20 protein-coding genes are annotated in these 19507 nt (G+C 68.0%); 15 read left to right on the top strand and 5 right to left on the bottom strand.

Annotated elements, in window-relative coordinates; translation table 11 throughout:
• Positions 1-30: 30 nt before the first annotated feature.
• The 7 genes from ASD37_RS07290 (at position 31) to ASD37_RS07260 (ending at position 7328) form a co-directional block, all read left to right on the top strand.
• The gene (locus ASD37_RS07290) at positions 31-1542 is read left to right on the top strand and encodes a sugar ABC transporter ATP-binding protein (RefSeq protein WP_056550045.1); all 1512 of its coding nucleotides are present in this window, start codon (positions 31-33) and stop codon (positions 1540-1542) included.
• Entirely contained in the window at positions 1539-2561 is a 1023-nt protein-coding gene (locus ASD37_RS07285; protein WP_082569964.1) for an ABC transporter permease, read from the top strand. Before ASD37_RS07290 ends, ASD37_RS07285 begins: the two co-directional genes overlap by 4 nt.
• A complete protein-coding gene (locus tag ASD37_RS07280) occupies positions 2558-3640 on the top strand; it encodes an ABC transporter permease (protein WP_082569963.1) in 1083 nt (360 codons plus the stop codon). Before ASD37_RS07285 ends, ASD37_RS07280 begins: the two co-directional genes overlap by 4 nt.
• 25 nt (positions 3641-3665) lie before the next feature.
• Entirely contained in the window at positions 3666-4433 is a 768-nt protein-coding gene (locus ASD37_RS07275) for an SDR family NAD(P)-dependent oxidoreductase (RefSeq protein ID WP_056549493.1), read from the top strand.
• Positions 4434-4561: 128 nt separating this feature from the next.
• On the top strand, positions 4562-6691 hold the full coding sequence (locus ASD37_RS07270) for an alkaline phosphatase family protein (protein WP_200959755.1): 2130 nt from the start codon (positions 4562-4564) through the stop codon (positions 6689-6691).
• Between the two features lie 113 nt (positions 6692-6804).
• Positions 6805-7026, top strand: coding sequence for a hypothetical protein (locus tag ASD37_RS07265; RefSeq protein ID WP_056549489.1), 222 nt, complete (start codon positions 6805-6807; stop codon positions 7024-7026).
• Between the two features lie 41 nt (positions 7027-7067).
• Positions 7068-7328 carry a hypothetical protein gene (locus ASD37_RS07260; protein WP_056549488.1) on the top strand — a complete coding sequence of 87 codons (261 nt, stop codon included), beginning with the start codon at positions 7068-7070 and terminating at the stop codon, positions 7326-7328.
• A gap of 4 nt (positions 7329-7332) precedes the next feature.
• Here ASD37_RS07260 and ASD37_RS07255 read toward each other — a convergent pair whose 3' ends face one another.
• Positions 7333-8160 carry an aminoglycoside phosphotransferase family protein gene (locus tag ASD37_RS07255; RefSeq protein WP_235567987.1) on the bottom strand — a complete coding sequence of 276 codons (828 nt, stop codon included), beginning with the start codon at positions 8158-8160 and terminating at the stop codon, positions 7333-7335.
• Positions 8161-8257: 97 nt separating this feature from the next.
• On the opposite strand from ASD37_RS07255, the gene ASD37_RS07250 reads away from it, so the two are divergent.
• From ASD37_RS07250 to ASD37_RS31945, 7 genes are all read left to right on the top strand, one after another.
• Positions 8258-9016, top strand: a complete 759-nt coding sequence (locus ASD37_RS07250; protein ID WP_056549483.1) for an SDR family oxidoreductase — start codon at positions 8258-8260, stop codon at positions 9014-9016.
• Between the two features lie 66 nt (positions 9017-9082).
• Positions 9083-11866 carry an AAA family ATPase gene (locus ASD37_RS07245; protein ID WP_056549481.1) on the top strand — a complete coding sequence of 928 codons (2784 nt, stop codon included), beginning with the start codon at positions 9083-9085 and terminating at the stop codon, positions 11864-11866.
• A gap of 102 nt (positions 11867-11968) precedes the next feature.
• Positions 11969-12637: a nitroreductase family protein gene (locus tag ASD37_RS07240; protein ID WP_056549478.1), complete on the top strand. Its 669-nt coding sequence runs from the start codon at positions 11969-11971 to the stop codon at positions 12635-12637.
• 115 nt (positions 12638-12752) lie between these two features.
• Positions 12753-13340, top strand: coding sequence for a sigma-70 family RNA polymerase sigma factor (locus ASD37_RS07235; RefSeq protein WP_056549476.1), 588 nt, complete (start codon positions 12753-12755; stop codon positions 13338-13340).
• 43 nt (positions 13341-13383) lie between these two features.
• A complete protein-coding gene (locus tag ASD37_RS07230; RefSeq protein WP_056549474.1) occupies positions 13384-13875 on the top strand; it encodes a MarR family winged helix-turn-helix transcriptional regulator in 492 nt (163 codons plus the stop codon).
• 20 nt (positions 13876-13895) lie between these two features.
• Positions 13896-14312, top strand: a complete 417-nt coding sequence (locus tag ASD37_RS07225; RefSeq protein WP_056550035.1) for a DUF5313 domain-containing protein — start codon at positions 13896-13898, stop codon at positions 14310-14312.
• A gap of 39 nt (positions 14313-14351) precedes the next feature.
• Positions 14352-14498, top strand: coding sequence for a hypothetical protein (locus tag ASD37_RS31945; RefSeq protein ID WP_200959754.1), 147 nt, complete (start codon positions 14352-14354; stop codon positions 14496-14498).
• A 13-nt stretch (positions 14499-14511) separates the two neighbouring features.
• Here the strand turns inward: ASD37_RS31945 and ASD37_RS07220 are convergent, their stop codons facing one another.
• A complete protein-coding gene (locus ASD37_RS07220; RefSeq protein ID WP_056549472.1) occupies positions 14512-15606 on the bottom strand; it encodes a spore photoproduct lyase family protein in 1095 nt (364 codons plus the stop codon).
• Positions 15607-15680: 74 nt separating this feature from the next.
• Here ASD37_RS07220 and ASD37_RS07215 point away from each other — a divergent pair, with 74 nt between their 5' ends.
• Positions 15681-17027, top strand: coding sequence for an APC family permease (locus tag ASD37_RS07215; RefSeq protein WP_370072432.1), 1347 nt, complete (start codon positions 15681-15683; stop codon positions 17025-17027).
• A gap of 4 nt (positions 17028-17031) precedes the next feature.
• Here the strand turns inward: ASD37_RS07215 and ASD37_RS07210 are convergent, their stop codons facing one another.
• From ASD37_RS07210 to ASD37_RS07200, 3 genes are read right to left on the bottom strand one after another with little or no spacing between them, the layout of a single operon-like run.
• The gene (locus ASD37_RS07210; protein ID WP_056549468.1) at positions 17032-17703 is read right to left on the bottom strand and encodes a S9 family peptidase; all 672 of its coding nucleotides are present in this window, start codon (positions 17701-17703) and stop codon (positions 17032-17034) included.
• A gap of 18 nt (positions 17704-17721) precedes the next feature.
• Positions 17722-18228 carry a nuclear transport factor 2 family protein gene (locus tag ASD37_RS07205; protein ID WP_056550032.1) on the bottom strand — a complete coding sequence of 169 codons (507 nt, stop codon included), beginning with the start codon at positions 18226-18228 and terminating at the stop codon, positions 17722-17724.
• 25 nt (positions 18229-18253) lie between these two features.
• Positions 18254-19408 carry an LLM class flavin-dependent oxidoreductase gene (locus tag ASD37_RS07200; RefSeq protein ID WP_056550029.1) on the bottom strand — a complete coding sequence of 385 codons (1155 nt, stop codon included), beginning with the start codon at positions 19406-19408 and terminating at the stop codon, positions 18254-18256.
• Between the last annotated feature and the right edge of the window lie 99 nt (positions 19409-19507).

Below are 19507 nucleotides of genomic sequence, written 5' to 3'. Positions count from 1 at the left end.
CCTGCCGATCCTCGCCCCCGGGAGGCGTTGATGTCGCAGGAGTCGCGACTGAGCCTCACCGGGGTGGTCAAGAGCTACGGTGCGGTCAAGGCCATCAGGCACGCGGACTTCGAGGTCCAGGCCGGCCAGATTCACGCCCTGGTGGGGGAGAACGGCGCAGGCAAGTCCACGCTGATCAAGATCATCTCCGGCGCCACGATGCCCGACGCCGGCTCCGTCACCTACGACGGTGAGGCGGTGACGATCGCGTCCACCAACGACGCGATCGCACTGGGCATCGCGACGGTGTACCAAGAGCCCCAACTGTTCAGCGAACTCACCGTCGCGGAGAACGTGTTCATGGGCCGCGAGATGGTCACCCGTGGCCGGGTCGACTGGGCGGCCCAGAACGAGAAGGTCGTCAACCTGCTCGAGGCGCTCGGCTTACCCGCCAAGCTCTCGACCGCCGTCGTCGGCAACCTCTCGGTGGCCACCCAGCAGCAGGTGTCCATCGCGAAGGCGTTGGCGGGCAAGTGCGGTGTTCTCATTCTCGACGAACCGTCGGCCATTCTGACCGACGCCGAGATCGACGTGCTGTTCGAGATCATCCGGCGACTCGCCGCCGACGGCGTGGCGATCATCTACATCTCGCACCGGCTCGACGAGATCGTCAAGATCGCCGACCAGGTCACCGTGATGCGCGACGGCAGCACCATCGGCACCCATCCCATCCAGGACATGTCAGTGCGGCGCATCGCCGAACTGATGGTGGGAGAAGCTCTTTCAGATCACGCAGGTCCCAGAACCGTGCCTCGGGGCGAACCCGTCCTCGAGTTGAAGTCCCTCGCGCGAGCCGGGGCCTTTCACGACGTGAGCCTGCAACTGCGGTCCGGCGAGATCCTCGGCCTGTACGGGCTGGTGGGCTCCGGCGTCGCCGAGATCGCCGCGTGCATCTACGGACTGGACAAGGCCAGCGCGGGCGACATCGTGATCGAAGGTCGTGCGGTGGCGCCCAAGTCACCGCGCGAGGCGGCCGAGGCGGGAATCGCGCTGCTGCCGGCCAACCGCAAGACCGAGGGGATGTTCTCCTTCCAGTCCATCGCGTTCAACGTGTCGATCGGTCACCTGCAACGCTTTTCGTGGGGCAAGGCGTTCGTCGACCGACGTCGTGAACGCACCACGGTCAAGGACCTGATGAAGCGGCTCGCGGTTCGCGCTTCGGACGAGAACCAGAACGTCGGAGACCTCTCGGGTGGCAACGCGCAGAAGGTGATGCTGGCCCGACAACTGGTCGAACGGCCCAAGCTGCTGCTGTTGGCCGAGCCCACCCAGGGTGTCGACATCGGGGCCAAGGAGGAGATCCACCGCATCATCACCGATCTCGCCGACAACGGCACCGCGGTTCTCGTCGTCACCTCCGATCTGCAGGAGGCGCTGCGCATCGCCGACCGACTGCTGGTGGTGCGCACGGGTTCCATTGCCGCGGAGTTCGGTCCGGACGCCAAGCAGGTCGACGTCCTGGCCGCAGCCGCAGGCGACCGCGAAGGGACGGCCACCGCGTGACCACCTCGACCGACCCCCACGCCGACCCGACCGCCGCCCCCCTCAAGACCCGTGGGCGGGTGCTTCCCTCGCCGGTGACCCCCGCCGAGATCGCGCTGGTAGCCGTCATCGTCGTGCTGTGGATCGGCCTGGCCTTCGCGACCCCCGCATTCCTCAGCGCAGGCTCGATCGTCCCGCTCCTCGTCGAGATGGCGCCGGTGGCGCTTATCGGCATCGGCATGACGTTCATCATCATCACCGGCGGCATCGACGTCTCGGTCGGCGGCGCGATCATGGTCTGCTCGGTGATCACCGGAAAACTGATGCGGGACCACGCATTACCCGTGTGGTGGTGCCTGGTCGTGGCGATCGGCACCGGAGCCGTCCTCGGTCTGGTCAACGGTGCCCTCATCGCCTACGGCCGAGTGCACGCCATCATCATCACCTTCGGCACGGCGAATCTGTTCCTCTTCATCGGCCTTCAGATCTTCGCCTCACAACCGATTTCCGGCATGCCCAACACGCTGGCCTGGTTCGGGCGGGGAGTCGACGGCCGAACACTCGCCATCCCACACAGTTTCGCGATCACCGTCATCTTGGCCGCCATCGCCTGGTGGTACCTGCGGCATACCCCGGGCGGCCGGCACTTCTTCGGTGTCGGCGGCGATCCGGTCGCCGCTCGACTGGCCGGCATCCGGGTGCAGCGCCGCATCCTCGTCGCCTACGTGATCACCGGCGTCCTCGTCGGCCTCGCGTCGATCTTCACATTGGCCAAGGGCACCTCGAACCTCGACCAGTCGGTCGGGTCGGGCCAGGAACTCGCCGTAATCGCCGCCGTGGTCATCGGCGGAACTTCCATCATGGGCGGCCGCGGTTCAGTGCTCGGGACGGTGCTGGGTGCGCTCCTGGTGCAGACCGTGAAATCGGGTGTCACCCAGTTGGGTTGGCCCTCACAGCTGTCCGACCTGTTCGTCGGGATCTTCATCGTCGTCGCGGTGGGAACCGATCTCGTCCGCCGACGTGCCAGGAGAGACCCATGAGCGTCGAGACACCCGCCCCGGCCGCGGAGAAGCCCGCGACGCGCAGTCCCGTGGACCGGATCGTCGAAGCGGTTCTGACGCAGCGCATCGTGTTGCTCGGCGTCCTTATCGTCGTGGTCGTCGCGTGGTTGTCGTACATGAGCGCCAACGGGTACCTCTCCGGCGACTACGACTTCGACTACATGTCGGCCACCCTCATCGACGCAGTTCCGTTGGCGCTGCTGGGATTCGCCGAACTCGTCGTCATCGTGTCCGGTCGCGGCGGCATCGACCTGTCGGTCGGCGCCATGGTGTCGTTGGTCGGAATGATCTTCGGCTTCGCCTACGGCAAGTGGGGTTGGCCCCTGCTGGCCGCCGTTCTGCTGGCCGTCGTCGCCGGTGCCGTGCTGGGCGCTGTCAACGGATTCCTGGTGGCCCGCATCGGCTTTCCCGCGCTGATCGCGACGTTGGCGACTTATTACGCATACAAGTCCATCGCCCTGGTGATCAACGACCAGAAGCCGATCAACAGTCCGCAGATTCAGGACCTCTACACCCTCACCGGTTCGGTGAGCGTTCCGATCATCGGCGACTACGTCCCCGACGTACCCCTCGGCGTGTTCACCTTCTTGGTTCCGGTCCTGGTGGTGTTGTGGTTGGCGTTGGGCCGCGGCACGTTTGGCCGGCGACTCTACGGTGTCGGAACCAACGACGTCGCCGCCCGCTGGGCCGGGGTCGACGTTCCAGGCACCCGGATGCGCGCCTACGTCACCTCCGGAGTGTTGTCCGGCCTGGTGGCGGTCTACATCACCGCCGAATTCGCCTCGGCGCGGCCCGATTCCGGCACGGCGGGCAACGGGCTGGCCCTGCCTGCGATCACCATCGCCGTCCTCGGCGGGGTGGCCATCACCGGCGGCGTCGGGCGGTTGGCCGGTGTCCTGCTCGCCACGCTCCTCATCGTGTGGCTCAACGCCGGCATCATCCTGTACTTCGAGGGCAACACCGGCACCCAGTTCCAATTGCTCGCCCTCGGTGTCGTCCTCATCGTGGCCGCTCTGCTCAACGGACTGACCACACGACGATTCCGCGGCGGCGATTAGCTCGCCAAGAAATGGAGAAGACCACATGACCGTTCTCGACGCATTCTCGTTGACCGGCAAGCGCGCCCTGGTCACCGGGGGCAACCGCGGCCTTGGGCTGGCATTCGTGCGCGGCCTCGCCGAGGCGGGTGCCGACGTCGTGTTCGTCTCTCGCGACGCCGACCGCAACGCCGCCGCCGTCGCCGAATTGGCTCGGGACGGCCTCGACGTCAAGGCCTTCGAGGTCGACATCACCGCACAGGACGGTCCCGACGCGGCCATCGAAGGCGCCGTCGAGCGGCTGGGTGGGCTCGATCTGCTGCTCAACAACGCCGGTCTTGCCCTCCACAAGCCTGCACTGGAGATCACCGACGACGAGTGGGACTTGGTCTTCGACGTGAACACACGGTCGCTGTGGCGGCTCAGCCAGCGCGCGGGTGCGTACATGAAGGACCACGGCGGCGGCAACATCCTCAACGTGGGCTCGATCAGTTCGCTCATCGTCAACCGGCCGCAGTGGCAGCCGTCGTACAACGCGTCTAAGGCCGCGGTGCATCAGCTGACCAAGTCGTTGGCCGCCGAGTGGGCGCCGTACGGCATCAGGGTCAACGCGATCGCCCCCGGATACGTCAAGACCGAGATGGCGCCGGTCGACAAACCCGAATTCCGTCAGCACTGGATCGAGGACGCGCCGATGAAGCGGTACGCGCTTCCCGAGGAGATCGCGCCGACGGTGGTCTACATGGCATCCGACGCCTCGTCGTTCATGACGGGTTCGGTCGTCGTCATCGACGGCGGCTACACCGTTTACTGACCCACGTACGACTTCCTCGATTCCGGGGTGGTCGGCAGCCCCACTCGCGTAATTTTCGCCACAGTGAATTGACGGCGAAGGCGCAGCAAGTTGGCAGCCGACGCCGCGGCGAAACGGAGGACACCGTCGTGGGTCATGCCAGGTACATCGGCCGGGTCGGAGCGCTTGCCGTCACGCTCGGGGTGGGAGTGGCGATGGCCACCACCCCGGGACTCGCCTACGCCCAACCAGCCTCGGACTCGTCGTCGTCGAGCGAATCCCCGCCCTCGGCAAGCGCCGGCGCACCGTCGACCAAGGAAACTACCGGTCCGGGTACCGCGACGGGGCCCAAGAAGCCGACGTCGGTCACCGCGGGCACCGGCAAATCTGGGACGCACGGTAATTCGACGGCGGACGACCCCAAGGCCGACGAGCCGAAGGGCGACGACGCCAAGGGTGACGAGCCCAAGGCGGCCGAACCGAAGGCTGACGAGCCGAAGGACGTCGACCCCAAGCCCGTAGACGACAGCCCGCCAGTCGTCGTCGACGACGACGATCCGGAAGTCGTTCCGGCGCCAGAGGTTACGGTCGGGCAGCCGGCGTCGACCGGCTCGAAGAACGAGCACCAAGTCGTCACTTCGACGAAGACCCGCGACGTCACGACGGCCGTCGCCCCGGCAAGCGCGGCCCACCAGCAGTCGAAGACGGTGAGTCGCACCGCCGCGGTCGACACTTCCACGCCGGCCTCCACCACGAGGGCGTCGCTCGTGTCGGCACCAACCCCGACTGTCGCCGCGGCGGCGGTGACGGCCCTCGCGCCCGTCGTCGCACCACGACCGCAGACCCTGGTGACGGCGATCGCCGACTTCGTCGACGCACTGTTCCGACCGCTGCTCAATCCGGTCAACGGTTCGCCGTTCCAGATTCCCATCCTGTCAGCGGTGTTGTCGTTGGTGCGCAACGAGTTCGAGCGGGTGTTCGCCCCGCGCCCCGCGCGGGTGAGCTCGCAGCCGGTGGTCACCCAGGTCGACCCCACCACGCAGCACGTCCTGGTCATCGGCGTCGACGGGACCAACCTGAGCAGAATCCTGGCCGACCCCGAGAACGAGAACTTCCTCGACCTGATGCAGCACAGCACGACTGCCGCGTCGAGCATCGTCGGGCACACCACCATCTCCAACCCGTCCTGGACGTCGATCCTGACCGGGGTGTGGGGTGAGCGGACGGGCGTGATCAACAACGTCTTCACGCCATGGACCTACGACAAGTGGCCCACGGTGTTCGACCAACTCGAGGGGATCGACCGCGACATCAAGACGATGACCGTGGCCAACTGGAACGTCATCAACGCCATCTCGGGCGCGGGCAAGTATGGGGCCGACGTCAACACCTTCGTGTCGCAGGTCCCAGGCGACAAGAACTGGATCGACACCGACGACGCCGTGGCCAACGAGACGATCGCCGCGCTGACGGCCGCCGACACGCCCAACTTCCTCTTCTCCTACTTCGTCGGGGTCGACGAGAACGGGCACATGTACGGCGGCGCGTCGGAGGAATACAAGTTGGCCATTCAGAACATGGATGACAACCTCGGTCTGATCCGGGCCGCGATCGCCGCCCGAGAGGCAATGGGGGAGGACTGGACCGTCATCGTCGTCACCGATCACGGTCATCAGCCTCAGGTGGGCTTCGGGCACGGCTTCCAATCACCGGACGAGACGGCGACTTTCGTCATCGCCAACGGCGGCGCCTTCGCCGAAGGCAACGTCAACTCGGAGTACGAGATCGTCGACACGACGCCGACAGTGGTGAGCCTGTTCGGTGGCACGCCGAGGCCGGGGTCCGACGGTGTGCCCCTGACGTCACTCGGCGGCGGAAGCACGCATCCGGACGACGTGAAGGCGGCGTTGCTCGCCGCGATCGCGCAGAACGACTACCCCGACCTCGTCACCAATCTGGCGCTGGGGATCCGCACGATCTTCGCCACGATTCCGTACTACGTCTACACGTTTGGCAACGACAGCGCCGCGGGCGTGCCGGGTTTCCTGGTGGTGCCGGTGAAGGTCTTCTTCGACGGTCTGTACGTGATCACCAACGTTCCCGCCCAGATCGTCGCCTTCCTGACCGGTGTCAGCGGCGCCCGAATCTTCCCCATCCTGCCGCCTGCCCAGCCGATGTTCCCGCCGTCTGAGGGGGCCACCCTGGTGGGCGCACTGGTCTGCGGCGGCGGGTCGGGAGTCCCCGCGGACGCCTGGTGCGGCGCAGAGAGCGTTGCGTAAAACCCCACTGGTAGAAAGCGCCTCGGGTGAACGGGTTTGAAGCGAGCGCTTACGTGGAACCTACTTACCTAGAGTAACGAACTGTTGCTCGACGACTCTAGGAGAAGCCACACATGAAGATCTTCGCCGTCATCGGAGGAAGCGCCGCCGTCACCGCCGCCGCCATCGGAATCGCCGTCCTGCAGGGGCCCGCGAGCAGCGGCGCCGTCGCAGGCGACATGGAGACCGGAGTGACCATGACCCAGTCCTCGCCTGCGCCGACGCAGATGTCGGTCGCCCCCCAGATCACGGGTCCGGCCGCGCTGCCGCCCGAGGAGCAGGGCCTTCCCGGCTGATTCGGTCGATACCGCGGGCGCCATGCGGTAGGCAGTAACGCATGGACGCACGAAGCGAATTGACGGTGTTCGGTCAGCAGTACGACACGCCAGACGGCGCGACCGTCATCGCGGTGTCGAAACCCGTCGGCGTCTTCGTCGTCAAGGACGGCAAGCCCATCTGGTCACCGGCGACGGACGACACCCGCATGGCGATGATGGGAATCCTCGTCGGGTTGCTCGCAACGCTGCTGGCCGGGGTTGCCATGGTCCGCAGGCCGCCGTGGCCCGACCTGCACGGCGAGGTGTCCAAGCACCTCTAGCCGGTCAATCCTGAACGGCCTTGGCGAGCGCGACGTACTTGGTGAGTTCGGCTGGGCCGGAAGTGGATTGGCCGACGAGCGCGCGCACCGCCTGATGGACCACGCGGACCAGGACCCACGCCCGGGCGCGCGCCTCGTCGAGACCCGCCGCTTCGACGAGAGCGTAGAAGCGCGTGCGAACACCGGCGCGGACGTATCCCTCGAGCTCGTCCCAGCGGTGCCACAGCATGGGGGCGATCTCGAAGTGCGGGTCACCGTTGAGGGGTTTGGGTCCGATCACCGACCACGGTTCCCGATCGCCGGCGAGCACCTTCCGGTAGTGCAGATCGCCATGCAGAACGACGCCGGCGTCGTGGTCTGACGTCAGCTCGCGCGCCGCGGCGATCGCCTGCTCCACCAGCCGATGAGGGATGGGCGCGCCGCGCGGCAGGTCCTCGAAGTCACGAACCCACTGTTCGACAACGGTTGCCAGGGAACGCAATTGGGGCAGAGCTGGAACGTGAATTCGCCGGTACAGTGCCGCCACCACCTCGCAGGCCTCGACGTCCCACAGGGTGTCGAGGCTCTGTGTGCTTAGCCGCTCCACCAGCAGGGCGCGGCGATGCGGGTCGGCCCGTAGCAGGCGAACCGCCCCGACACCGCCCCAGCGTCGAAGCGCGAGGTGCTCGTGTTCGGACTCGACGTTGGGCGAGGCGAGCTTGAGGACCGCTGGCGCGCCATCCGACGTGCGCACGGCCACCACGGTTGACGCGGACCCCTGCGTCACCGGTCCGTCGACGGTGAGCTCCCATTCGTCGAACTGGCTCTGGACGCCGGGTGGGAGGTCGGTCACCCTCGAATGGTGGCACGGGTGGCGGGATGAATCCGCGTCGTCCCATCCGTTCTGACGGTCGAACACGTGTCGTCGTCGGACCAGGAAGAGGCCCATTGTGAAGATCGTCGTCGTCGGAGGAACCGGGCAGGTGGGCTCGAAGCTGGTCAAGACGTTGACCGCCGACGGCCACGAGGCCGTGGCCGCCGCGCCGTCGACCGGCGTCGACTCCCTGACCGGTGAGGGCTTGGCGGAGGCGCTTGCCGGCGCGGCGGCGGTGGTCGACGTGTCGAACTCGCCGTCCACCGAAGACGACGCCGCGATGGACTTCTTCCGCCGGTCGACCACCCACCTGCTGGAGGCGGAGGCCGACGCGCGCGTCGGCCATCACGTGATGTTGTCGGTGGTGGGCACCGACCGCTTGGCGCCGCAGAGCGGTTACTCCAGGGCGAAGTCGACGCAGGAGGGTCTCGTCGCCGCGGGTCCGATCCCGTACACGATCGTGCGGGCGACGCAGTTCTTCGAATTCCTCAGGACCATCGCCGACTCGGCGACGGTGGACGCGACGGTGCGGTTGCCTGCCGTGCTGATTCGGCCGATGGCCGCCGTCGACGTCGCACGCGCGCTCGCCGTCGCCACGCTCGGCGATCCGCGCAACGGCATCCTGGAGGTCGGAGGACCGCGGGAATTCTTGCTGCCGGACCTGATTCGGACGGCGCTCACCGCACGCGGCGACGCCCGTCAGGTGATCGCCGACGCCACGGCGACGTACCTGGGGCTCGCCGTCGACGAGCGGACGCTGCTACCCGGCGAGGCGGCCGTCGCCCACGACGTTCGCTTCGAGGACTGGATCATCGAAACGGCGGCCAAGGGTTAGTCGGTCCTCGACGCGTCGCTACGATCGGCGGGCAAGAGGGTTCACTCGAAACAGACGCGGTGATAGATGTCGGGCAAGGATCTGCGCGGGCGCGCCGGTGAATGCGCGACGCTGCGGCAGGTGTTGTCGAGCGTCCGATCCGCGGAGAGCCGGGCGCTCGTCATTCGCGGCGAGGCGGGGGTTGGCAAGTCGGCGTTGGTGGACTTCGTCATCGGTGAGGCCGATGGCTTCCAGCTGGTCCAGGTGGCCGGTGTGGAATCCGACATGGAGCTTGCGTACGCGGGGCTGCAGCAGCTGTGCGCGCCCCTGATGGATCGCGCCGACGAAGTGCCAGAGCCGCAACGTGAGGCGCTCTCGGTGGCCTTCGGCAGAGGAGTCGGACCCGCGCCCGACCGCTTCCTCGTCGGGTTGGCGGTGCTCAGTCTGATGGCGGCGGCGGCCACCGATCGACCGGTTCTCTGTGTCGTCGACGACGCGCAGTGGCTCGACCAGGTGTCGGTCCAAACCCTCGGTTTCGTCGCGCGTCGCCTGATGGCCGAGCCGGTCGCCATGATCTTCGCGGTGCGCGACGGCGTCGCCGACGTCCTCGAGGGTTTGCCCGAACTGAGGGTCGGCGGCCTCTCCGACGCCGAGGCGCGCGAGCTGCTCGAATCGGTGGTCATCGGCAAGATCGACGCGCGCGTGCGCGACCGCATCGTGGCGGAAACGCGTGGCATTCCGCTGGCGCTGCTGGAGGTGCCGCGCAACGTCTCCGCCGCCGAGCTGGCCGGCGGCTTCGGGACGACGGTCCGGCGGGCGTCCGCTGGTCAGATCGAAGACGGCTTCCTCAGACGCATTCAGGCGTTGCCCGCGTCGACGCGGCGGCTGCTGCTCGTCGCCGCGGCCGAGCCGGTGGGGGATGCCGCCCTGTTTCTTCGCGCTGCGGCGCGGCTGGGGATCCCAGTCGACGCCCTCGCGCCTGCCGAAGCTGCGGGCGTGATCGAATTCGGCAGGCGCATGCGGTTTCAGCATCCGTTGATGCGGTCGGCCGCCTACCGTGCCGCCGACCTGACCGAGCGTCGGGAGATCCACGGGGCGCTGGCCGATGCCACCGATCCAGAGGCGGCGCCCGACCGTCGGGCGTGGCACGCCGCGAACGCCGCGTCGGGACCGGACGATGCCGTGGCCGCCGAACTGGAGACCTCCGCGGGGCGCGCCCAAAGCCGAGGCGGTGTGTCGGCGGCCGCCACGTTCCTGGAGCGTGCGGCGGTGCTGACCTCCGATCCGGTCCTGCGCGGCGCGCGGGCCATCGCCGCCGCCCAGGCCAAACGGGAAGCGGCGGCACCCGACGCGGCCTACGAGCTGCTCGCGATCGCCGAACTGGGACCGCTGACGGCGCTCCAACGGGCTCACATCGCCCGGATGCGCGCCCAAATGGAGTTCACCAGCAGTCGCGCCGGTGAGCCGGGTGCGTCGACGGCGGCCGACGCCGCGTCGCAACTGCTCAGTGCCGCAACACGACTCGACGGCCTCGCCGACGACGTGGCGCGGGAGACCTACTTCGAGGCGCTCACCGCGGCCATGTACGCGGGTCGGCTCGGTGAGCCGGGCATGCTGTCGACGGTGGCGCGGGCGGGCCGGGTCGCCGTCGGCCGCGTCGCGGAGCTGCAGCGTCCGATCGACTTCCTGTTGAGCGGCATGACCTCTCGAATCCTCGACGGTCCCGGTGCCGGTGCCGAACACATGCGGTCGGCGCTGGAGTTATGGAACGTTCACGGCGGCAACGACACTGGGCAGGCCGTGCAATGGCCGTTCCCGATCGCCCAGGAATCTGCCGCGCACGAGCTGTGGGACGACGCGGTGCTTCAGCAGATTGCGACCGACACGGTGCGCCGGGCCCGCGACACCGGCGCGTTGGCCGTGCTGCCGCCTGCGCTCGTCTATCGGGCCGGTGTGCACGTGTACACCGGTGAATTCGGCATGGCTCAGACGCTCATCGAGGAGGCCAACGCCATCACCGCGGCCACGGGTTACACGCCGGTGAAGTACCACTCCCTGAACCTTGCGGCGTGGCGGGGCGACCCCGACGAAGCCGTCGGCAGGTTGGCCGCCGCCGCTGCGGACGGAATCGCAAGGGGCGAAGGGCGACTCGTCGGCGTCAGCCGGTTTACCTCCGCGGTCCTCTTCAACGGGCTCGGACGCTACGAAGAGGCGCTGGCCGCGGCCCGCGAGTGCTGCGAGTACGAAGACCTCGGGTTCTACGGGTGGAGCCTGTTCGAATTGGTCGAGGCGGCAGCGCATGTGGGTGATCGCGAATCCGGTTCGTCGGCTCTGGCCCTCATCGAGCAGAGGCCAGGTGTCAGTGGCACCGACTGGGGATTGGGCATGGTGGCTGCCGCCCGGGCGCTCTTGGCCCCCGACGAGCATGCCGAAGGGTTCTTCGAGGAAGCCGTCGAGCGCCTCGACCGCGCCAGCGCATCGCTGCACGGTGCGCGGGCCAGGTTGTCCTACGGCGAGTGGCTCCGGCGGGCGAATCGCCGCATCGACGCCCGCAAGCAGCTGAACGTCGCGCACGCGGCGTTCACCCGGATGGGTGCCGCGGCCTTCGCCGAGCGGACTCGGCGCGAGCTGGTCGCCACCGGGGAGAAGGTGCGCAAGCGCAGCCCGAGCGACAAGGCCAGCGCCAGCGGCGAGTTGACGGCCCAGGAAACGCAGATTGCCAGGTTGGCCGGCGACGGGCTCACCAATCAGGAGATCGGCGCCCAGCTGTTCATCAGCACCCACACCGTGGAATGGCATCTGCGCAAGGTGTTCGTCAAGCTCGACATCTCCTCGCGTCGGCAGTTGCGGACCATCTCCTGGGCGAGCTAGACCCGGGTCCGTAGTCCGCCGGGAACCACGAATCGCCAAGGGTTCGCCCCCGCCCTCGCCGAGCCACGCTGAAGTCAGTCTCCACGAGGAAGGGCGATTGCGATGGACGTATACGAGGCGGTCACCAGCCGACGGTCGGTCCGCGGCTTCACAGACCAACCCGTTTCCAGGGACGTGCTCGAACGAGTCCTGAACGCGGCGGCATGGGCGCCGTCCGGGTCGAACATTCAACCGTGGCACCTGTACGTGGTGACTGGCGAAACGCTGACCTCCTTGAAGAAGGCTGCGACCGAGCGGGTGGCCGCCGGCGAGCCCTGGGACGAGCGCGAATACGTGATGTACCCGCCGGCGCTGCACTCGCCGTACCGGGAGCGACGGGCGGCGTTCGGCAGGGAGCGCTACAGCGCACTCGGGGTAGCCCGTGAGGACTGGGAGGCCAGGGCCCGGGCGGCGATCGCCAACTGGGACTGCTTCGGCGCGCCGGCCGCGTTGTTCTGTTACGTCGACCGGGAATTGGGCCTGCCGCAATGGTCGGACCTCGGGATGTACCTGCAGACGGTCATGCTGCTGCTGAGGGCCGAGGGGCTGCACAGTTGCCCGCAGATGGCGTGGTCACAAGTTCGGACCACCGTGGCCGACGTGCTGTCGCCGCCACCGGAGCTGGTCTTGTTCTGCGGCATGTCGATCGGCTACGAGGACCAGGCGGTGACGTACGTCAGGACGGGCCGAGAACCCCTCGAGACCACGGTGACGTTCGTCGACCCCTGGTAGTTCCACCACGGACGGTGACGCGGTGCGACTACGGGGTTTCAAGGGTTCGGTTCCCTCTCCCGACCGTGATTCTGAGGATGCACCTTCAGCGACACCGAACAGGGGACCTCTCGTCATGACCATTGCCACCGCCGAAGTTCGCGAGGAGTCCGACGCGGAACTGGCCGAGCGCTTCGCCCGCGACGCGCTCCCTCTGTTCGACGCCCTTGGTCGACGCGCGCGTCGGCTGACGCTGAGCGACGCCGATGCCGAAGATCTGTTGCAGGACACGCTGTTGCACGGCTACCGGGGGTTCCGGTCGTTTGAGCCCGGCACCAATCTGAAGGCGTGGCTGTTCCGTATCCAGTACCACCGGTGGATCAGTGCGCACCGCTACAAGCAGCGGCGCCCAATGGAGGTGACCGTGGACGACGTGGGCGAGTACGAGTCGGCCACTGGTCTGCCCTCGGCCGAGGACGACGTCTTGGAGATGCTGTCGGACAACGACATTCGACGTGCACTTGCGGCGTTGCCGGACGGTACTCGCACGGTCATGTATTACGCCGGGGTCGAGGGGTACACGTACGCCGAGACCGCGGCGATGATGAACATCCCGATCGGCACCGTGATGTCCCGGGTGTCGCGCGGCAGGCAGCGCCTGCGCGTTGCGCTCGCTCATCTCGATCACGGTCAGGCGGCATACGTGCAGCGGCGGAGTGCTTGACGACACATTGTTAGTGCCCTAACTATTTGTGTACGATTCAAATATGAACTCTCCGGCCACGGTGGACGTCGACCCGCTGGCGCTCGAACGCCAGGTCTGCTTCGCACTGGCCGTCACCAACCGCGCCGTCCTGGCCGTCTACCGACCGCTTCTGGAGCCGCTCGGTCTGACCCACCCGCAGTACCTGGTGATGCTGGCGCTCTGGGATCACCAGAAGGCGGCGTCGGGGGAGGCGCCCGCCCTGTCGGTGAAGCGGATCGCCGCGGCGCTGCAGTTGGACTCGGCCACGCTGTCGCCGATGCTCAAGCGCCTCGAGGCCATCGGCCTGGTCACCCGCAAGAAGAGCGCGGTCGACGAGCGCGCGACCGACGTCGAGCTGACCTCGGCCGGCGCCGCACTGCGGGCGAGGGCGCTGGAGATCCCGCCCGCGGTCGTCGCTCGACTCGGGGTGGAGCTGCCCGAATTAGAAGAACTTCACCGCGTCCTGACGCGAATCAACGTGGCCGCGTTGGCGGCCGGCGCGCTCGACGCCTGAACCGAAAGATGGGAGCCACCATGAACGACGCCCGACCGACGCCGTTGCAGTACGTCGCCTATTCCTACGGGCGGCGCCTACCACCGTCCATGCGCAACTGGGTGGCCGAGGACCTCGCGGGCGAGGGCGCAGTTCGCAGGCACGTCCTGCGGATGGCGATCCCGCCGCTGCTCGTGCTCGCCCCGCTGTGGCTGCTGCCCGCGTCGCTCTACGTGCACCTGGAGATGACGGCGCCGATCTACATCTGGGCCATCCTGATGTCACTGGCGCTGAACAAGGTGTGGCGCCGCCACCGCCTCGTGCAGCACGACCTGGACCCGACGTTGGTCGACGCGCTCAGGCGCCGCAAGGACTCCCGTCTCCACGAGGACTACGCCGCGCGCTTCGGCCCTCGGCCGGACTCCGCGAAGTGGCAGTCCAACAGCAGCCCCTTCTAGGCGCGGTTGAAGTTCGGTCGGCAGGGGCATCTGGTTCTCATGGCCGAGAAGCACGAGAAGAACGACGACCACACCGACGCGGCAGAGCCGCCGCCGGGACCTGCCGACCATGGTCGCACCGGCGGCATGGCCACCCGCGAGGTGGCCCCGGACGTCGTGAAGCGGTCGGACGAATCGGCTGAATGATGGCCTGGACGTCCTACGTCCAGTACAGGATTCGGGCCATCGGCAGCGTTTCGGCAAGCGCGGACCCGAACCACGACCGCAGCTCTGCCATGGTGTCCTTCGGATAGACGTACTTCGCGGAGCCGTACTTGCCGAACTTGCGCGTGCGGGCCTCCTCGTCCATCTCCAACTTGGTGCGCGGGTACCACCCCAGGAGCACGTCCTTGCTCGTCTCGGTGAAGCGGTGCGTGATGCACTCCACCGTCAGGTCGAGGTCGGGGACGTCGGCCACGGCGGCGGCGACGTCGCGCAGCAGTGATCCGTAGGCCTCGCGCCAGTCGGGCACCGGCATGATGGGAGCGATTGTCAGGCCCACCCGGTAGCCATGGCGGGCCAGCTCCTGGAGCGCCGAAATGCGTTGCGGCAGACGCGCGGTGCCGCCTTCGAAGCGGTTGGCGACCTCCTCGGCGTTGACCGAGATCCGAACTCGCGTGCGGCCGGCGTGCGGCAGCGCGAGAAGGGGTGCGACGTCGTCGTACTTCGTGGTGAACCGCAGCCCCACCGGGCCCGGCCAGTCGTGGGTTCCGACATGGGCGATCGTCGTCGACAGCGACCCGGTGAGGTGTTCGATCGCGAGAGGGTCGGTGTAGCAGGAGGCTTCGAACGTAGTGCCCTCCGCCGAGCGCTCCGTCGAGGCCGAGGTGACGGTTCCGTGCCCGACCTTGTCGTCCATCGCGGCGAGGATCTCGGGAAGGTTCGCATACACCCGGGTGATCGGCGGGCCCGAGAGCGAGCCGGCCAGATAGCAGTACTGACAGTGGCCCGGGCAGCCTTCGGCCAGGTCGATCCGCCAGTCGGCGCTCGGCGGAATCGGTTGCAGCCGGCGCTTGCTCGGCGGTGCCACGACGACGGCGAGCGTTCGCTTGGCCAGTGCGTAGGTGGCGCGGTCGTCGTCTGCGCGCAACGACGGCAGCCGGTCGCCGGAGAGCACGTCGACGTCGGCCACGCCCGCGGCCTCGCATCGCGCGATGATCGCCGCGCCGTGCGGCAATTCGGAGGCCGACCGGGTCACCAGCACGCGGGCTGGGGTCCAGAGGGTGGGTGTGGCAGATGCGGTCTTCGTCGCCATCCCGCCCACGGTAACCCGACTTTCCGCAGGGGCGAACATGCTTGCGCGGCGCGCGAGCGGGTATCACGCCGAACATGACTGAGCGGATGACCGAGACCCGGGCGGGTGACGACGATCTGGACGGCGGGCCGCTCAAGCGCGGCATCACCGGGCCGCTGCTGTTCCTGTTCATACTCGGCGACGTCCTCGGTGCCGGCATCTACGCCCTGATGGGGGTGCTCTCCAAAGACGTTGGCGGTGCGCTGTGGGCGCCCCTGCTGGTGGCGCTGTTGCTGGCCCTGCTCACGGCCGGGTCCTATGCCGAACTGGTCACCAAGTACCCGAAGGCCGGCGGCGCCGCGGTGTTCGCCGAGCGGGCCTTCCGCCGGCCGATGGTGTCGTTCCTCGTCGGTTTCAGCATGCTCGCCGCCGGCGTGACCAGCGCCGCTGGTCTGGCGCTGGCCTTCGCCGGTGACTACCTGCGCACGTTCGTCGACGTGCCCGCGGTGCCTGCGGCCATGGTGTTCCTGCTGTTGGTCGCGGCGCTCAACGCCAGGGGCATCAGCGAAAGCGTCAAGAGCAACGTCGTCATGACGGTCATCGAACTGTCCGGTCTGCTGATCGTGATCGTCGTGGTGGCGGTCATGGTCGGCGGCGGCCGCGGTGACGTCGGGCGCGTGACGGAGTTCCCCGACGGCGCCACGCCCGCGCTGGCGGTGCTGAGCGGAGCGATCGTGGCCTATTACTCCTTCGTCGGATTCGAGACGTCGGCCAACGTCATCGAGGAGGTCCGCAACCCCCAAAAGGTCTATCCGACGGCACTCTTCGGGGCGCTCCTCACCGCGGGCGTCGTCTACGTACTGGTCGGGATCGCCAGTGCGACGGCCCTGTCGCCCGACGAACTGGGCGAGTCCTCGGGCCCGCTGCTGGCCGTCGTCGGCGCCTCGGATGTCGGCATTCCCGATTGGGTGTTCAGCGCCATCGCCCTCGTCGCCGTCGCCAACGGAGCGCTGCTCACCATGATCATGTCGAGCCGGCTGTCCTACGGGATGGCCGAGCAGGGGCTACTTCCCGCCGTGCTGGCCAGAGTGCTGCCCAATCGACGGACGCCGTGGGTCGCGATCGTCTCGACGACGGTGGTCGCGATGCTGCTGACCCTCGCCGGTGACCTGTCCACGCTCGCCGAGACCGTGGTGCTGCTGCTGTTGTTCGTCTTCATCTCGACCAACGTGGCGGTGCTGGTGTTGCGGCGAGACACCGTCGAGCACGACCACTTTCGGGTGTGGACGGTGGTACCGGTGCTCGGCGTCGGGTCGTGCATCCTGTTGCTCACTCAGCAGGACGCGAAGGTGTGGCTGTTCGGCGCGATACTGCTGGCGGTGGGTGCGGTGCTCTACCTGGTGGCACGGGTGGCCACCCGGCACTCGGGGACGAGGGCGTAGCCGGTCAGCGTCCCGCCGCGAGGGCGATTCGCGCGGCGACGTCGGCGGCAACGCCCAGCGTCGAGGGATCGTCGGACGGTTCGTAGCGGTCGTGGGTCGCGTCGTAGCGGGCACCGGCGATCGATCCGTGGTCGGCGTCGAGCTCCACCACCTCTGCGGGCCAACCGAATTCGCCGAGCTTGGCCGCGAACGTCGTCGAGACGGTGATGGGCACGACGTCGTCGTGCAGGCCGTGCAGCAGCGTGAAGGACCCGGTCGGTCCGCCGTCGAGACCGTCGAGGAGGGAGCCGCCCGAGATCGGGTCGGTGGCACCGAAGGCGCCGGCGAGGCAGACGGTGTGGCCGACGCGCATGCCTACGGCATTGGACTGGATCGTCAACCCGGCCGCGGCGAGACCTCCCATCGACCATCCGACCACCACCAAATCGTCGGCATTGGTGGCGCTGTCCCGCGCAAACGCTGCCGAACCGAGCAGGTCGGAGCGGCCGCCGTCGTCGGCGTGGGAGTTCCAGTCGGGGACCACGACGGCGAGGCGGTGGCTGGCGATCGCCTCGGCAAGTGGCCGCAGCGCGGCCCGTGAGTCGGTCTGCATGCCGTGCCACAGCAGGACGGTGGGGTCTGACGGGTCGCCGTATAGGTCGACCGAACGCCCCGGCGCGTATTCGACGGTTCTCATGGGGGTGGTGTTCCCCGCTCAGCGAGAGCCAAGCAGCGAGAAGAATTGGTGCGACGGGTCGTTGGGGCCGGGGCTGCCGCGCGGGGTGTCCCTGGTGATCGGGTGACCGAACTCCACCGGTGACGGATCGTCGACGCGTGCCCAGTCGGTGACGATGACCCGTTCGGAGATCCGCCACGTGCCGTCGCGCTTGCGGTACTTGTCGAGATAGCGGCCGCCGACGGTGACGTCGACGTCGCGGGCACCGGCGATCAGCGTGTGGGTCGCGACCGTGTAGATCTCACCCTCGGCCGTGTCCCCGCTTACGGCGAAGTTCACGGTGGTGACGTGGTGCTGCATGGCGCGGAGGTGGGGACGCGCGGCGGCGAGCCCGCCGATGAAGTCGTCGACCGACCCGGTCGAGAACGCGCCGTGGGCGTCGGTGGCGTCGTGGCGATAGAGGTCCCTCAGCGCGTCGAGGTCGCCGCGGTCGACGGCGCGGCAGTAGGCGTGGACGAGCCGGGTGAGCTGGTGCTCGTCGAGCATCTCCTGCAGCAGTGGATCCACCTGGTCAGGCTTGCTTGGCGGATTGTTCGGCGGCGTGGTCCTCGATCGCCTTGCCGATCGCGTGCGCGGCGCGGTCCATGAACTCCGTCCCGCTGGACAGCACCCAGTCCCGGGAGGCGACCGGGGCGGCGAGTTGACCGGTGAAGTGCGGCATCACGTACTCGGCGAAGAGTTCGTAACTCTTGAGCTTCGCCGCGGGTGGCGCCCAGTCGTGGTCGAAGAGCAGGAACGCCCCGAACCCGCCGTCGCTCGCCTCGACGAGTTCGGAGATCTTGGCCACCGCGTCCTCGGGCGTGCCGATCACCGCGAAGCCGGACTCCCGGTTGTTGGCGAGGATCTCGGCGACGGTGTCGCCCTGCACCGGGCCGGCGGGCAGCAGATGCTTGAAGTACTGGGAGAACTCGACGATGCCGTGCTCGACGTCGCGCTCGGCCTGCTCGCGGGTTTCAGCCAGGTGCATCGGCCCGACGAGGCGCCACTTCGACCGATCGGCGACGTGACCATGTTCGAGGGCGACGTCCTCCCACGTCTTCCAGTGTTGGGCAAGCAGATCCATGCCCTGGCGCGCCGTCGCGGCGATCGACAACATGCCGACGCCGTGCTTGCCTGCGCCGCGCGGTCCGGTCGGTGAGAACGACGCCGCCACCGCAACGTCGAAACATGGCTCGCTGTAGGGCTTCAACTGAAGGCGTGCGTCTTGCAGGGTGAAGCCGTCGGTGTGCATGGTGACCGTTTCGCCGCGCAGCAGTCGCATGATCGCGTCGAGGCTCTGCTCCATTCGCGGGCGCTGCGCGTCGGCGGGAATGCCGAGCATGTGGGCATCGGAGGTCAGCTGCCCCGGCCCGCATCCGAGCATCACCCGGCCGCGGGTCAGGTGGTCGAGCAGGACCATCCGGTCGGCCAGCATCAAGGGATGGTGGTACGGCAACGAGCTGACGCCGGTGCCGAGTTTGATGTGCTTGGTTCGCTCGGCGGCGACACCGATGAAGACTTCGGGGGAGGAGATGATCTCGAACCCGGCGGAATGATGTTCGCCAATCCACGCCTCGGCGAAGCCCAGTCGGTCCATCGCCACGATCAGGTCGAGGTCCCGCTCGATGGCGAGCGTCGGGTTTTGCCCGACCGGGTGGAAGGGGGCCATGAAGCTTCCGAAGCGCATCGGCCCATTCTTGCCCGACGGCACCGGCCTCACGTGGGGTTTCGGGCCGCCCGGCCACGGTCGACGTTTCAACGTCGTTGCTGGCGGTAACGCGAGGCG

The sequence above is a fragment of the Mycobacterium sp. Root135 genome (assembly GCF_001426545.1).
Classification (GTDB): Bacteria; Actinomycetota; Actinomycetes; order Mycobacteriales; family Mycobacteriaceae; genus Mycobacterium.
The sequence above is the reverse complement of the archived record's forward strand: the minus strand, read 5'-3'. Positions and strand labels throughout refer to the sequence as shown.

What these genes read in the sequence shown, in the direction of transcription:
- ASD37_RS07290 (WP_056550045.1), top strand. Translation starts at nt 31, where the DNA reads ATGTCGCAGGAGTCGCGACTGAGCCTCACCGGGGTGGTCAAGAGCTAC.
- ASD37_RS07280 (WP_082569963.1), top strand. Translation starts at nt 2,558, where the DNA reads ATGAGCGTCGAGACACCCGCCCCGGCCGCGGAGAAGCCCGCGACGCGC.
- ASD37_RS07275 (WP_056549493.1), top strand. Translation starts at nt 3,666, where the DNA reads ATGACCGTTCTCGACGCATTCTCGTTGACCGGCAAGCGCGCCCTGGTC.
- ASD37_RS07265 (WP_056549489.1), top strand. Translation starts at nt 6,805, where the DNA reads ATGAAGATCTTCGCCGTCATCGGAGGAAGCGCCGCCGTCACCGCCGCC.
- ASD37_RS07260 (WP_056549488.1), top strand. Translation starts at nt 7,068, where the DNA reads ATGGACGCACGAAGCGAATTGACGGTGTTCGGTCAGCAGTACGACACG.
- ASD37_RS07245 (WP_056549481.1), top strand. Translation starts at nt 9,083, where the DNA reads ATGTCGGGCAAGGATCTGCGCGGGCGCGCCGGTGAATGCGCGACGCTG.
- ASD37_RS07240 (WP_056549478.1), top strand. Translation starts at nt 11,969, where the DNA reads ATGGACGTATACGAGGCGGTCACCAGCCGACGGTCGGTCCGCGGCTTC.
- ASD37_RS07235 (WP_056549476.1), top strand. Translation starts at nt 12,753, where the DNA reads ATGACCATTGCCACCGCCGAAGTTCGCGAGGAGTCCGACGCGGAACTG.
- ASD37_RS07230 (WP_056549474.1), top strand. Translation starts at nt 13,384, where the DNA reads ATGAACTCTCCGGCCACGGTGGACGTCGACCCGCTGGCGCTCGAACGC.
- ASD37_RS07225 (WP_056550035.1), top strand. Translation starts at nt 13,896, where the DNA reads ATGAACGACGCCCGACCGACGCCGTTGCAGTACGTCGCCTATTCCTAC.
- ASD37_RS31945 (WP_200959754.1), top strand. Translation starts at nt 14,352, where the DNA reads ATGGCCGAGAAGCACGAGAAGAACGACGACCACACCGACGCGGCAGAG.
- ASD37_RS07220 (WP_056549472.1), bottom strand. Translation starts at nt 15,606, where the DNA reads ATGGCGACGAAGACCGCATCTGCCACACCCACCCTCTGGACCCCAGCC.
- ASD37_RS07215 (WP_370072432.1), top strand. Translation starts at nt 15,681, where the DNA reads ATGACTGAGCGGATGACCGAGACCCGGGCGGGTGACGACGATCTGGAC.
- ASD37_RS07210 (WP_056549468.1), bottom strand. Translation starts at nt 17,703, where the DNA reads ATGAGAACCGTCGAATACGCGCCGGGGCGTTCGGTCGACCTATACGGC.
- ASD37_RS07205 (WP_056550032.1), bottom strand. Translation starts at nt 18,228, where the DNA reads ATGCTCGACGAGCACCAGCTCACCCGGCTCGTCCACGCCTACTGCCGC.
- ASD37_RS07200 (WP_056550029.1), bottom strand. Translation starts at nt 19,408, where the DNA reads ATGCGCTTCGGAAGCTTCATGGCCCCCTTCCACCCGGTCGGGCAAAAC.